General features: G+C 56.9%; 13 protein-coding genes. 8 read left to right on the top strand and 5 right to left on the bottom strand.

What is annotated here, in order from left to right:
* Positions 1-76: 76 nt before the first annotated feature.
* The 4 genes from KVG88_RS29460 to KVG88_RS29445 form a co-directional block, all read right to left on the bottom strand.
* Positions 77-1279: a hypothetical protein gene (locus KVG88_RS29460; RefSeq protein WP_150702962.1), complete on the bottom strand. Its 1203-nt coding sequence runs from the start codon at positions 1277-1279 to the stop codon at positions 77-79.
* A gap of 14 nt (positions 1280-1293) precedes the next feature.
* On the bottom strand, positions 1294-2181 hold the full coding sequence (locus KVG88_RS29455) for a nitrilase family protein (RefSeq protein WP_217873456.1): 888 nt from the start codon (positions 2179-2181) through the stop codon (positions 1294-1296).
* Positions 2182-2378: 197 nt separating this feature from the next.
* Positions 2379-4325, bottom strand: a complete 1947-nt coding sequence (locus KVG88_RS29450) for a flavin monoamine oxidase family protein (RefSeq protein WP_217873455.1) — start codon at positions 4323-4325, stop codon at positions 2379-2381.
* 269 nt (positions 4326-4594) lie between these two features.
* Positions 4595-5590: a GlxA family transcriptional regulator gene (locus KVG88_RS29445; protein ID WP_110658921.1), complete on the bottom strand. Its 996-nt coding sequence runs from the start codon at positions 5588-5590 to the stop codon at positions 4595-4597.
* Positions 5591-5736: 146 nt separating this feature from the next.
* Between KVG88_RS29445 and KVG88_RS29440 the strand changes: the two genes are divergently transcribed.
* A complete protein-coding gene (locus tag KVG88_RS29440; RefSeq protein WP_150702959.1) occupies positions 5737-6873 on the top strand; it encodes an acyl-CoA dehydrogenase family protein in 1137 nt (378 codons plus the stop codon).
* Between the two features lie 110 nt (positions 6874-6983).
* Here the strand turns inward: KVG88_RS29440 and KVG88_RS29435 are convergent, their stop codons facing one another.
* Positions 6984-8024, bottom strand: coding sequence for an NADP(H)-dependent aldo-keto reductase (locus KVG88_RS29435; RefSeq protein WP_150702958.1), 1041 nt, complete (start codon positions 8022-8024; stop codon positions 6984-6986).
* 245 nt (positions 8025-8269) lie between these two features.
* Here KVG88_RS29435 and rplM point away from each other — a divergent pair, with 245 nt between their 5' ends.
* The 7 genes from rplM to KVG88_RS29400 all read left to right on the top strand — a co-directional run bounded on the left by rplM (position 8270) and on the right by KVG88_RS29400 (position 13161).
* On the top strand, positions 8270-8698 hold the full coding sequence (gene rplM, locus KVG88_RS29430; RefSeq protein WP_007917032.1) for a 50S ribosomal protein L13: 429 nt from the start codon (positions 8270-8272) through the stop codon (positions 8696-8698).
* A 14-nt stretch (positions 8699-8712) separates the two neighbouring features.
* Positions 8713-9105: a 30S ribosomal protein S9 gene (gene rpsI, locus KVG88_RS29425; protein ID WP_003228056.1), complete on the top strand. Its 393-nt coding sequence runs from the start codon at positions 8713-8715 to the stop codon at positions 9103-9105.
* A 268-nt stretch (positions 9106-9373) separates the two neighbouring features.
* A complete protein-coding gene (petA, locus tag KVG88_RS29420) occupies positions 9374-9967 on the top strand; it encodes a ubiquinol-cytochrome c reductase iron-sulfur subunit (protein WP_034149537.1) in 594 nt (197 codons plus the stop codon).
* On the top strand, positions 9967-11178 hold the full coding sequence (locus KVG88_RS29415; protein WP_150702957.1) for a cytochrome b: 1212 nt from the start codon (positions 9967-9969) through the stop codon (positions 11176-11178). The genes petA and KVG88_RS29415 overlap by 1 nt, the downstream gene beginning before the upstream one ends.
* On the top strand, positions 11178-11960 hold the full coding sequence (locus KVG88_RS29410) for a cytochrome c1 (protein ID WP_150702956.1): 783 nt from the start codon (positions 11178-11180) through the stop codon (positions 11958-11960). Before KVG88_RS29415 ends, KVG88_RS29410 begins: the two co-directional genes overlap by 1 nt.
* A 150-nt stretch (positions 11961-12110) precedes the next feature.
* Positions 12111-12728 (top strand): glutathione S-transferase N-terminal domain-containing protein, encoded by a 618-nt coding sequence (locus KVG88_RS29405; protein ID WP_007939828.1) that lies wholly within the window; start codon positions 12111-12113, stop codon positions 12726-12728.
* Positions 12729-12744: 16 nt separating this feature from the next.
* Entirely contained in the window at positions 12745-13161 is a 417-nt protein-coding gene (locus KVG88_RS29400) for a ClpXP protease specificity-enhancing factor (protein WP_217873454.1), read from the top strand.
* Positions 13162-13197 lie beyond the last annotated feature (36 nt).

Here is a 13197-nt window from a genome sequence, read left to right as displayed (position 1 = left end):
CTTACCTCGTTTTCTTGTGACGAGCGGTGGCTGTATCCCGGCCATTAGACCGCAATACAGCCACATGGACAGCGACTCAGCCTGCTATCACCAGCCCGATCAGGGTGACAATCAGCAGTGTACTGATGGCCATGGACAGTACGTTGGCGATGTAGGCGTGCATGTCGGCCGGCAATCGCTTGGCAATTGCGCACGCCAAGGGTGGTGCGATCAGGGCCCCGAGCAACGCGCTGGAGGCGATCACCTGCCAGCTGCCACCGTGGGTCAAGAGTGCCGCCGGCACCACAGACACCAATGGAATATAGGTGGGATACCAACCGCGCAGCATCCATTGTCGTCGCCAGATCACCACCCCGATGGCCGACGTCAACGCCTGTGCCCCGATCAATTGCGGTAGAAGGCCGGAACCATACACCGGACTCATGGGGTTCAAGCTGTAAGCCAGCAAGGCGCCCAGCAACAATCCGATGCTGGCCAATTCGTTACCAAAAAATGGCGCTTCGGAAAAATCCGCCAGAACCCGGCGCAGGCTCCAGATGACTCCGTAGTCAGGAGTTTTGGTGATGGCAGGAGGCTCAACCGAAGCGGCTGGCGTTTCGGGATGCCTGGACTTCACCAGGCTCGGCCAGTAGCGACACAGCAGAAAGGCCACGATGCTGGCAATCGCCATGCCCAGGACATTGCCGATGACGACGGGCAGCGCCAGCGGGTTGCACACGTAGTTCACAATCAACAAGCACATCGGCGTAACCAGCAGCGCACCCATGATTGCGCCGTTGATCGTGACCTTCCAGCCTCCGCCAAACATCAACACCATCGCTGCGGGCAGTGAAACAAACGCGACGAACGTCGGTTGCCAACTGTTGGCGGTCACCGTCCAGCCCCACAACAGATTGCTCAGCAGCAAGCCCAGTAGGGAACTGGTGATCAGCCATGGCCACAAACCGGTCCCGTAGGAAATGGCGAAGCCTTGCCAGGCCTTGCCTGTGCGATTCGCCCAATAGGCCAGATAGGCACCCGCCAGTAATCCTATCGAGGCGAACTCGTGTTTATAGAAGGCGACTTCACTGATGTCGCCCAGGATCCAGCGCAGCCACGCGCTTGATGCGGGAAACGCTGACACCATGTCGTTGTAGCCTGGCCAATGAACCGTCCACAGGGAGCGGTTGGCAAGCGAAAGCCAGATAACCAGCACAACGATGCCGACCAGCAGCGCGACGACTGCCAGATCAAAAGGTGAGGTGCGAGTCGATGTTTTTTTATCGGTGGTGATTTCCATCGTTCAGGCCCCCTTCAGCGCGGGAGGCAAGAATGTTGGGTGTAGCCGAGCATCTGATCGTAGAGATCGGCTCGACGATCGCGATGCAAGTCGTTCAAGTCGTTCCAGATCGGCGCGCTGCGAGAGCTGGTCACGTCGATATCGGCAAACAGGATTTCCTGTTGATCGGCCGATGCCACGGCACCAATCGGCCAGCCGTTCGTGCCGGCAATCAGTGAGCAACCCAGATAGCGCGCGCCTCGCTCCTCGCCGATCCGGCTGGCGGCGGCGATAAACACGTTGTTGACGTGAGCGGCGGTCATCGTCAGGTACGACGCCATGCACTTGCCGGCATCATCGAACAGCGGCGGGGGTGTCCACACCCAGTTGTTCAGGCTGCAAATGATGTCCGCGCCTTGCTGGCTGAGGATTCGCGGCACTTCCGGAAACCAGATATCCCAGCAGATCAGTAACCCGATCCGGCCAATGGGTGTGTCAAACACCGGAAAGCCGAGGTCGCCGGGGGTAAACCAGAGCTTCTCCAGGTTCCACAGATGGGCTTTTCGGTACTTGCCGATAAACCCGTCGGGGCCTACCAGTACGCCGGTATTGAAAAGCCGCATGCCGTCTCGTTCGGCCAAACCGGCTACGAGGTAAATCCTGTGCTCGCGGGCAAAGTCCTCCCAGGTCTGCAGGGTTGGTCCGCCGGGCACCGGCTCGGCATGATTAAAGGCGTCCTGTCGATTAGTGAAGAAATAACCCGTGCTGGCAAGCTCTGGCAGGACGATGAGATTCGCCCCGCCGTTTGCTGCTTTCAGCGCCAGTTCCAAGCAGCGGCGCTGGTTTTCTTCACGATTAGCGATACCGACTTGTGGGTCGAATTGCACGACGGCTACACGAATAGGGCTTGCTGGCTGATTCATTCCCGATGACCTCTTCTTGTTTTTATTCACGCTGTTTAAAACTGCGTGCTCATAAGAATTGAATCGATCGAGGATGTAAGTCAGGCGCTTCCGGTAACGCTGTAGTCCTCCTCCTAAGAAGATCGAACGAGTCGTTGGTGAGGGAGTAGGCAGCGAGCCAGCACACCGTGTGCATGGCTCAGGAGTAGGGCTGGTGATCAGGATTTGAGCTGGTAGTGCGGATAGTCACTCATCGTGAAACCGCCGTTAAACACGGCGTCGGTTTTGTTGCAGATATGGATGGCCGCGTCGACGGCTCCCCGAAAACAAGGTTCCGTCCAGCCAGCGTCCACTGAAAATGATTCCCCGGAAAAATACAGGCCTGAAACGTGCCCGAAATCCCTGTTGTATTTCATCAGGCTGACGGCTTCGTAATAGGTGCCGGGCCGATAAAGCTTTGCGCAGCCCAAGGCATTTTTATCGGTGACCCAGCGTTGGACCACGGCTCGATCGATACCGATGTAGGGCGAAATTCTCTCCTGAATGTTGGTGCAATTCATCAGGATGCGGTCCAGCTCACTGGCGCACTTGCTGACCAGTTCCTTGTCACTGAAAGAGGCCAGTTTGGTGGCGTCGTCCTCCCACGTGTAACTCAGCAAGATGCAGTCGTAACTGTAATTGTCGTTGTAACGGTAGGTGTAGACGTCATGGATGAAGCTGTCGGTGACGATGACTTGCGGGATTTTGCTGTTTTTCGATAGGAACGACTTTTTCAGCGGCGCAAACACCTTGCAGCTGGTTTCCCAGTGCGCTGTTTTCCAGGCATTGATCGTCTCGAAGGGCAGCATTTCCCGGGTAAAGTTTTCAAGCCTTATTCGGGTTTCAATCAACCAGGACGGAAGGGTGACGATGACCGAATCAAAGTCATCGAAATGCTCCTGTGTTTCTGCGGGGCGGCTGTGTTTCCAGTTGTAGTAAACCCGTGTTTGTTGGTTGGTCAGCTTTTTGATTTGAGTAACCGATGAGTCCGTCAGCAGGCCGTTGTTACGTTCGCGACTGTGCTCGTAAACGGACTTTGCGGTTTCATCGATCTTCATGAACATCAGGCATTCGTCCAAAGCGGCGAGGCCGATGTAACGGGGTCTGTCGAAACTGAGCCCGGTGGAATCAAAAACGGCTTCGCTGTTCATGTGGGGTGACTCCAGCGGGTCGCCCGTTGAGTCCACTCGACCGTGAATCAATTGCAGCAGGCTGCTGAATCCGAAGATGGCGGTGCGTAACGGGTAGAGGCTGCAAACATCGTAAAAAGCGCCCCAGCTGCCGTCACCGATACCTATCGCATAAAAAATCGCCGACTCCTCCGCGGACATACCCATTCCGCCAAAATCTCCGGGCGAGCGTTTGTCCCAGGCCGACAAGGCCGGCATGCGGACCAGATCGCGAAATGAAACGCTCTGATATTTGTCGACGATGGCGGCCCACATCGATTCCCACTCGGGATCGGCATAGGTTTGTGCGACATGCCGAGTCATGCGATCGGCAAATGCCTTCCACTTGGCAAATACCCGTTGCAGTTCCTCTCCGGGAGGCGGAGTGACGCCGTCCTGGTTTTTCCAGATCAGCATTTGCGGGTTGACGCCATCGCCCATGCTGCCTTCGCGCAGATAGATACCGGTCGAGCCAACCCACTGGCTTCCGGGGTTGGCAAAGTCGGAAAAGGCCAATTCGAATGCCTGGGTGTAGTACGCCATCAGTGAGCGGCCGGCCGTTGGCGGCTCGTCTGCCCGATTGAAAAAAGGCATGCGCATGGCGCCCATTTCGAACGGTGTATGGCTTGCGGCCGAGCTTGGGCTGCCAGGCACGGTCAGGTGTCTGCCGCCGATGCGTCTGGATTGCTCGATGAGGGTGATCTGGGTAAAGCCGCAGCGGTAGAGCTCTCTGGCGGCAGTAAGGCCTGTCACGCCGGCGCCAATGATGCAGATTCTGTGGTTGGGGTCAGTTGCCTTGGCGATGCCGTCTTTTTGTTCGACCAATGCCCGGTAGTCGAAACACAGGTCAGGCGGGTTAGGAAAGCGAGCGGTCCATTTGCTTCCAGCCGAACGCTTTGTCCGGCTGGTGTCCTTCGCCACGAATGAGGGGTAGTTGTAGCTTGATCCGATAGTCACTGTTGAACGTCCCTGTCCGCACTGAAAGTGAGTGCAGGGAGATGGTGAGGTTACGAGAGGGGCATGAGTATCAGCCGATTCGTGTTCGTCGGAGTTGTTTATTCCCGGTTTTGCGTAGGAAAAGGAATCCCTTCAGCGGATTCACCAGAAAAACCTGTAGGAGCGAGCCTGCTCGCGATGGCGGCGTCACATTCGGTATTGACGTGACTGACACACCGCTATCGCGAGCAGGCTCGCTCCTACAGTTGATTGGCGTTGAAACTCGATCCTTACGCTGCTTGTTGAAACTGCTGCCGATACTGGTTCGGCGACAGTTCCGTGTGCTGGCGGAACAACCTTGCGAAGAAGCTGGCATCGTCGTAGCCGACTTCGTAGCTGATGGTCTTGATGCTCTTGCGACTGCCGGACAGCAGGCCCTTGGCGGTTTCGATGCGCAGGCGCTGCAAGTAATGCAACGGCTTGTCGCCGGTGGCGGTCTGGAAGCGGCGCATGAAGTTACGAATGCTCATGCCGTGTTCACGGGCCACGTCTTCGAAGCGGAATTTGTCGGCGAAATGTTCTTCGAGCCAATGCTGGATCTGCAGGATGATTACGTCCTGGTGCAGCTTCTGCCCGCCGAAACCAATTCGTCCTGGCGAATAGCTACGCTGCACTTCATACAGAATGTCTCGCGCCACGGCCTGGGACACGTTGGCGCCGCAGAAGCGTTCAATCAGGTAAATGTACAGATCGCAGGCTGAAGTAGTGCCGCCAGCGCAGTAGAGGTTATCGGCATCAGTCAGGTGCTTGTCCTGATTGAGCTGAACCTGCGGGAAGCGTTCGGCAAAGGCATTGAAGAAGCGCCAGTAAGTGGTCGCTTCCTTGCCATTGAGCAACCCGGCCTCGGCCAGCCAGAACACGCCCGTTGCTTCGCCGCACAGCACCGCGCCCCGCGCATGTTGCTGGCGCAGCCAGGGCAGGACTTGCGGGTAACGTTTGCAGAGGCTGTCAAAATCATCCCAGAACGCAGGCAGGACGATGATGTCGGCGTTTTCCAGCCCGCCGTCCACCGGAATCAACACGTCGCTAAAGGTGTTGACGGGTTTGCCGTCAGGGCTGACCAAGCGGGTTTCGAACGCCGGTGTCAGGCCTTGGCCCAGTTGTTTGCCGTAGCGCAAGCTGGCGAGATGAAAGAAATCCTTGGCTTGCAGGAGGGTGGAAGCGAAAACCCGGTCAATGGCCAGGATGCTGACGCGCCGCAATGGCGTGGAGGCTTGGTTAGACATAATTCAACTTTATTTTTATAGGGGGAAGTGGTCACCAGACGGCTGGATCGTCTTATTTTTTGTCGGATGTGTCCAGTGTCCTGTATCGGAACCGAGGCATAGTCTCTGAAGGTCAACTCATTCTAAAAACAAAGAAAAGGTGCCGCATGATCCCCAGAACCCTGTTCAGTTCCGAGCACGAACTTTTTCGCGACAGCGTGCGAACGTTCCTCGAAAAAGAGGCGGTGCCGTTCCATGCCCAATGGGAAAAACAGGGCTACATCGATCGCAAACTCTGGAACAAGGCCGGGGAGGCGGGGATGTTGTGCTCGCACCTGCCGGAAGAGTACGGCGGGCTGGGGGCGGACTTTCTCTACAGCGCGGTGGTCATCGAAGAGGTGGGGCGCCTGGGCTTGACCGGTATCGGTTTCTCCCTGCATTCGGACATCGTTGCGCCTTACATCCTGCATTACGGCAGTGAAGCGCTGAAACAAAAATACCTGCCGAAACTGGTGTCCGGCGAAATGGTGACGGCCATCGCCATGACCGAGCCGGGCGCGGGCTCTGACCTGCAAGGGGTGAAGACCACGGCGGTGCTCGACGGTGATGAGTATGTGATCAACGGCTCGAAGACCTTTATCACCAATGGCTTTCTCGCTGATCTGGTCATCGTCGTGGCCAAGACCGATCCAAAGGCGGGCGCCAAAGGCACCAGTCTGTTCTTGGTCGAAGCCAATACGCCGGGGTTCGAGAAGGGCAAGCGCCTGGAAAAAGTCGGCATGAAAGCCCAGGACACGTCAGAACTGTTCTTCCAGGACGTTCGGGTGCCGAAGGAAAACCTGCTGGGCCAGGCCGGGATGGGCTTCGCGTACTTGATGCAGGAATTGCCGCAGGAACGGCTGACCGTGGCCATTGGCGGTCTGGCGTCGGCCGAAGCGGCGTTGAAGTGGACGCTGGATTACACCCGTGATCGCAAGGCTTTCGGCAAGGCGATTGCGGATTTCCAGAACACTCGTTTCAAGCTGGCGGAGATGGCGACGGAAATCCAGATTGGTCGGGTCTTCGTCGATCGCTGTCTGGAGTTGCACCTGCAAGGCAAGCTCGATGTGCCGACCGCAGCGATGGCCAAGTACTGGGGCACGGACCTGCAATGCAAAGTGCTCGACGAGTGCGTGCAGTTGCATGGCGGCTACGGCTTCATGTGGGAGTACCCGATTGCGCGGGCATGGGCGGATGCGCGGGTGCAGCGGATTTATGCGGGAACCAATGAGATCATGAAGGAGATTATTGCGCGGTCGCTTTGATGGGCGCTGATGGTTGAAAAGATCGCAGCCTCCGGCAGCTCCTGCACAGAATTGGCGTACACCCTGTAGGAGCTGCCGAAGGCTGCGATCTTTTTCGTGGTCATGACAAATTAGGGGGCAGGATTGGGATGATCCTTGTGAATCGCCTCGATCCCTTCCAGCACCTCCTCCGACAGTTTCAGATCAAAACTGGCAATGTTGCTTTCCAGTTGCTCCATCGTGGTTGCACCAATGATGTTACTGGTCACGAAGGGTTGCTGCGTCACGAACGCCAGTGCCATCTGCGCCGGGTCCAGGCCGTGCTCACGGGCCAGGGCCACGTAACGGGCGCACGCTGCCTCGGATTGCGGGTTGAAATAGCGGCTGAAGCGGCTGTAGAGGCTCAGGCGACCTTTTGGAGGGCGCGCGCCATCGAGGTACTTGCCGGACAGGAAACCGAACGCCAGCGGCGAATAGGCGAGCAGGCCGCATTGTTCGCGGATAGCGATTTCCGCCAGACCGACTTCGAAGCTGCGGTTAAGCAGGTTGTACGGATTCTGGATCGATACCGCGCGCGGCCAGCCACGGGCTTCGGCCAGGGCGAGGAAGCGCATGGTGCCCCAAGGGGTTTCATTGGACAGGCCGATATGGCGGATCTTGCCGGCCTTGACCTGTTCGTCGAGCGCTTCGAGCGTGTCCTCAAGTGGCGTCAGGTTGGCTTCGATCTTGTGTTTGTAGCCCAGCTGGCCGAAGAAGTTGGTGCTGCGCTCCGGCCAGTGCAATTGGTACAGGTCGATGTAATCGGTCTGCAGGCGCTGGAGGCTGGCATCCACGGCGGCGGTGATGTGCTGTCGATTGTGCCGGAGGTTCTTGTCGCGGATGTAGTCGATGGTGTTGCCGGGGCCGGCGATCTTGCTGGCCAGGATCCAGTCGGCACGGTCACCGCGGCTTTTGAAGTAGTTGCCGATGTAGCGTTCGGTGGTGGCGTAGGTTTCGGCCTTGGGCGGCACCGGATACATTTCGGCGGTGTCGATGAAGTTGATCCCGGCGCTCTTGGCCCGTTCGATCTGGGCGAAGGCGTCTGCCTCGCTGTTTTGCTCGCCCCAGGTCATGGTTCCGAGGCAGAGGGCACTCACATTCAGATTGGTCCGGCCTAGCTGGCGATAGTCCATCAGGTGCTCCTTGGGCAAAACAATCATAAAAGCAGGTTGAAATATTTTTCGCAATCTGCATAATTGCGCACCTCTTTCTGCAGTGGAAGTGATGCGCCGCCGCCGAAGAATCTTGCCGTTGAACGGACGCGCCGACCCGAGCCCCCGAAAGCGTCTGTATCCGGCTGCCTTTGACTTGTCAAAGTACGCACTATTCAGTAAGATCCGCCGTCTAATTTACAGGGCGGCCCCTGAGGCTATAAAGAATGAAGACTTTTACTGCTAAACCGGAAACAGTAAAGCGCGACTGGTTTGTCGTCGACGCTGCTGGTCAGACCCTGGGTCGTCTGGCCACCGAAATCGCGAGCCGTCTGCGTGGCAAGCACAAGCCTGAGTACACTCCTCACGTTGACACCGGCGACTACATCGTCGTAATCAACGCTGAGCAGATCCGTGTTACCGGTGCTAAAACCACTGACAAAATGTACTACTCCCACTCCGGTTTCCCGGGCGGCATCAAGTCGATCAACTTTGAAAAGCTGATCGCTAAAGCCCCTGAGCGCGTGATCGAGACCGCGGTCAAAGGCATGCTGCCTAAGAACCCGCTGGGTCGCGACATGTACCGTAAGCTGAAAGTCTATGCGGGCGCTGCACACCCACATACTGCTCAGCAGCCCCAAGAACTGAAGTTTTAACGGAATAGTACATTATGTCGGCGACTCAAAATTACGGCACTGGCCGTCGCAAGACCGCAACCGCACGCGTTTTCCTGCGTCCGGGTACTGGTAACATCTCCATCAACAACCGTTCGCTGGATAATTTCTTCGGCCGCGAAACTGCCCGCATGGTAGTTCGTCAGCCGCTGGAATTGACTGAGACTGTCGAGAAGTTCGACATCTACGTCACCGTGATCGGCGGTGGTGTAAGTGGTCAAGCTGGCGCAATCCGCCACGGTATCACTCGCGCTCTGATGGATTACGACGAGACTCTGCGCAGCGCGCTGCGTAAAGCCGGCTTCGTAACCCGCGATGCTCGTGAAGTTGAACGTAAGAAAGTTGGTCTGCGTAAAGCGCGTAAGCGTCCGCAGTACTCGAAGCGTTAATTCGCTTCCACGTTCAAAAAAGAACGCCCAGTTTCCTCACGGAGCTGGGCGTTTTTTTATGCGTGCGATTTATCAAAGAATTGCGCTGTGACAACTTGCCACATCCGTAGACCCCCTATACTGCAAGGCTTGGCAGTGGTGCCTCGGGGTAATTACCTTGTCAGAATTGGGGCTTTTCATTACCATTCGGCAAAATTTTTATAAGTGCATAGATTTACTTAGTAGATGCCTGATTTAACAGGCCACAAAGCTGATGGGAGAGGACTGAATGAGCAATGACGGCGTGAATGCAGGCCGGCGTCGCTTCTTGGTAGCAGCCACATCCGTGGTGGGTGCTGCAGGAGCGGTGGGGGCTGCGGTCCCGTTCGTGGGGTCATGGTTTCCCAGTGCCAAGGCGAAAGCCGCAGGTGCACCGGTGAAAGTGAATGTCAGCAAGATCGAGCCAGGCCAGCAGATGATTGCTGAATGGCGCGGCCAGCCGGTATTCATCGTCCGCCGTACACAGGAAATCCTGGGGAATCTGAAAAAGATCGAGGGCCAGTTGTCTGACCCGACCTCCAAGAACTCGACACAACCGACCTATGTCGACCCGGAAACACGGTCGATCAAACCTGAGGTCCTGCTGCTGATCGGTATCTGCACGCACCTGGGTTGCTCGCCGACGTTCCGTCCTGAAGTTGCCCCGGCAGACCTGGGCAAAGACTGGGTAGGTGGCTATTTCTGCCCTTGCCACGGCTCCCATTACGATCTGGCTGGCCGCGTCTACAAGTCGCAACCTGCGCCTTTGAACCTGCCAGTTCCCCCGCATTCCTATGAGACCGATGACATCATTGTCGTTGGCGTCGATACGGAGAAAGCGTGATGAGCAAGTTCATGGATTGGGTTGATGCGCGCTTTCCCGCGACCAAGATGTGGGAAGACCATCTCAGCAAGTATTACGCCCCGAAGAACTTCAACTTCTTCTACTTCTTTGGCTCGCTGGCGCTGCTCGTTCTGGTCAACCAGATCGTCACCGGTGTCTGGCTGACCATGAGCTACACCCCATCGGCTGAAGAGGCATTCGCTTCCGTCGAATACATCATGCGCGACGTCGAGTACGGCTCGATCCTGCGTCTGCTGCACTCAACCGGCGCTTCGGCGTTCTTCATCGTGGTTTATCTGCACATGTTCCGTGGCTTGCTCTACGGTTCGTACCAGAAGCCGCGTGAACTGGTGTGGGTTTTCGGCATGCTGATTTACCTGGCACTGATGGCCGAGGCCTTCATGGGCTACCTGCTGCCGTGGGGCCAGATGTCCTACTGGGGCGCCCAGGTGATCATCTCGCTGTTCGGTGCGATCCCGGTCATCGGTAACGACCTGACCCAGTGGATTCGTGGTGACTACCTGATTTCCGGTATTACCTTGAACCGTTTCTTCGCCTTGCACGTGGTGGCCTTGCCGATCGTTATTCTCGGCCTGGTGGTACTGCACGTTCTGGCGCTGCACGAAGTCGGTTCGAACAACCCGGACGGCGTGGACATCAAGAAACACAAAGACGAAAACGGCGTACCGCTGGACGGCATTGCCTTCCACCCGTACTACACCGTGAAAGATATCGTCGGCGTGGTGGTGTTCCTGTTCATCTTCTGCTCGATCGTGTTCTTCTTCCCGGAAATGGGTGGTTACTTCCTCGAGAAGCCGAACTTCGAAGTGGCGAACGCCTTCAAGACGCCAGAGCACATCGCTCCGGTCTGGTACTTCACCCCTTTCTACGCGATTTTGCGTGCGGTTCCGGACAAGCTCCTCGGCGTAATCGCCATGGGGGCGGCCATTGCCGTGCTGTTCGTCCTGCCGTGGCTGGACCGTAGTCCGGTCAAGTCGATGCGCTACAAGGGCTGGATGAGCAAAATCTGGCTGTGGGTGTTCTGCATCTCGTTCGTGATCCTGGGTGTGTTGGGTGTTCTGGCTCCGACTCCGGGACGTACGCTGCTGTCGCAGGTCTGCACCTTCCTGTACTTCGCCTACTTCATTCTGATGCCGTTCTACACCAGGCTCGAGAAGACCAAACCGGTTCCGGAAAGGGTGACTGGCTGATGAAAAAACTATTTGCTGTATTGATGCTTGCCGCGCTGCCAGTGTTTGCATTCGCCGCCGAGCACGGTGGTCCGGAGCTGGAAAAAGTCGACATCGACGTGTCCGACAAGGCTGCCATGCAGGATGGCGCGCGTACGTTCGCCAACTATTGCATGGGCTGCCACAGCGCCAAGTTCCAGCGTTATGAGCGTGTTGCTGATGATCTGGGTATTCCTCACGAACTGATGCTCGAAAAGCTGGTGTTCACCGGCGCCAAGATCGGCGACCACATGAACATCGGCATGCAGCCGGCAGACGCCAAGGCCTGGTTCGGCGCGGCTCCGCCCGACCTGACCCTGGTGGCTCGCGTTCGCGGCACCGACTGGCTCTACGGTTATCTGAAGTCGTTCTATGAAGACCCGTCGCGCCCTTGGGGCGTGAACAACAAGGTTTTCCCGAACGTCGGCATGCCTAACGTTCTGGTTGGCTTGCAGGGTCGCCAGGTCGTTGGTTGCAAACAGGTTCAGATCGTCGAAGACGGCAAGAAGCAATATGATCCGCTGACCGGCACGCCGCTGACGCATGAAGCGTGCGATCAGCTGACCATCGTGCCGAAAAGCGGTGCTTTGACCGAAGAGCAGTTCGATGAGAAGGTCAAGAATCTGGTAACCTTCCTGGCTTACTCGGCTAACCCGGTTAAGCTGCAACATCAGCGCATTGGTACGTATGTATTGCTGTACCTCGCGTTCTTCTTCGTATTCGCCTACTTGCTCAAGCGCGAATACTGGAAAGATGTGCACTGATAAAGCTTTAAGCAATTGCTGTTAATCGCGCGCGCCCAAGGGCGCCTCTGAAAATGTAACGAGCCTGGTATTGCAGGTGTTACGGGAGGCGCCCTCTGGGCGCGCTCGTTTTTCCGCTTCCGATAATTTCTACAAGCGAGGAGGATCGCCATGGGCGTGACCAATCGGTTGGCCTGTTACTCCGACCCCGCCGACCACTATTCCCACCGAGTGCGAATCGTACTGGCAGAGAAGGGTGTCAGCGCCGAGATCATTTACGTTGAAGCTGGCCGTCAGCCGCCTAAACTGATCGAAGTGAACCCTTATGGCAGCTTGCCCACCCTGGTCGATCGTGACCTGGCGTTGTGGGAGTCAACGGTGGTGATGGAATATCTGGATGAGCGTTACCCGCACCCGCCGCTACTGCCGGTTTATCCAGTGGCGCGTGCCAATAGCCGTCTGCTGATCCACCGCATCCAGCGTGACTGGTGTGGTCTGGTGGATCTGATTCTGGATTCGCGGACCAAGGAAGCGGCCCGTGTTGTGGCGCGCAAAGAACTGCGTGAGAGCCTGACCGGCGTTTCGCCGTTGTTTGCAGACAAGCCGTTTTTCCTCAGTGAGGAACAAAGTCTGGTGGATTGCTGCCTATTACCAATACTCTGGCGATTGCCGATTCTGGGTATAGAACTGCCGCGGCCTGCCAAGCCGCTGCTTGATTACATGGAGCGCCAGTTTGCGCGTGAGGCTTTCCAGGCGAGTCTGTCTGGTGTCGAACGCGATATGCGCTAAGGCTTAAGGAGCCGCTATGAACTCCAGTCGACCTTATCTGGTCCGCGCGCTCTACGAGTGGATTGTTGATAACGATTGCACCCCGCACATGCTGGTGAACTCCGAGTATCCCTCGGTGCAAGTGCCGCAAGGTTTTGCCAGTGACGGGCAGATTGTCTTGAACGTATCGCCGCAAGCCGTGCGTCATCTGCACATGGACAACGAGGCTGTCAGCTTCGAAGGCCGCTTTGGTGGTGTGCCGCACACGCTGTACGTGCCTATCGCATCGATCCTGGGCATTTACGCCCGGGAGAACGGTCAGGGTATGGTGTTTGATCTGGAGTCGCCTATGGGCGAGGAGGATGACATCGAGCCGGATGACGATGATCTTCCGCCACCCGACAGCGAGCCGCCGCGTCCCAGCGGTCGACCTAGCCTGAAAGTGGTGAAGTAATAAAAAGGCGATCCGCAAGGATCGCCTTTTTTATTA

Source organism: Pseudomonas azerbaijanoccidentalis, assembly GCF_019145495.1.
In the GTDB taxonomy this organism is placed as follows: Bacteria; Pseudomonadota; Gammaproteobacteria; order Pseudomonadales; family Pseudomonadaceae; genus Aquipseudomonas; species Aquipseudomonas azerbaijanoccidentalis.
The sequence above is the reverse complement of the archived record's forward strand: the minus strand, read 5'-3'. Positions and strand labels throughout refer to the sequence as shown.

Bases quoted from the DNA above. Each gene is read 5' to 3' on its own strand.
- KVG88_RS29415 (WP_150702957.1), top strand. From the start codon at position 9,967: ATGAGCAAGTTCATGGATTGGGTTGATGCGCGCTTTCCCGCGACCAAG.
- KVG88_RS29440 (WP_150702959.1), top strand. From the start codon at position 5,737: ATGATCCCCAGAACCCTGTTCAGTTCCGAGCACGAACTTTTTCGCGAC.
- KVG88_RS29445 (WP_110658921.1), bottom strand. From the start codon at position 5,590: ATGTCTAACCAAGCCTCCACGCCATTGCGGCGCGTCAGCATCCTGGCC.
- KVG88_RS29460 (WP_150702962.1), bottom strand. From the start codon at position 1,279: ATGGAAATCACCACCGATAAAAAAACATCGACTCGCACCTCACCTTTT.
- rplM (WP_007917032.1), top strand. From the start codon at position 8,270: ATGAAGACTTTTACTGCTAAACCGGAAACAGTAAAGCGCGACTGGTTT.
- petA (WP_034149537.1), top strand. From the start codon at position 9,374: ATGAGCAATGACGGCGTGAATGCAGGCCGGCGTCGCTTCTTGGTAGCA.
- KVG88_RS29435 (WP_150702958.1), bottom strand. From the start codon at position 8,024: ATGGACTATCGCCAGCTAGGCCGGACCAATCTGAATGTGAGTGCCCTC.
- KVG88_RS29410 (WP_150702956.1), top strand. From the start codon at position 11,178: ATGAAAAAACTATTTGCTGTATTGATGCTTGCCGCGCTGCCAGTGTTT.
- rpsI (WP_003228056.1), top strand. From the start codon at position 8,713: ATGTCGGCGACTCAAAATTACGGCACTGGCCGTCGCAAGACCGCAACC.
- KVG88_RS29405 (WP_007939828.1), top strand. From the start codon at position 12,111: ATGGGCGTGACCAATCGGTTGGCCTGTTACTCCGACCCCGCCGACCAC.
- KVG88_RS29455 (WP_217873456.1), bottom strand. From the start codon at position 2,181: ATGAATCAGCCAGCAAGCCCTATTCGTGTAGCCGTCGTGCAATTCGAC.
- KVG88_RS29400 (WP_217873454.1), top strand. From the start codon at position 12,745: ATGAACTCCAGTCGACCTTATCTGGTCCGCGCGCTCTACGAGTGGATT.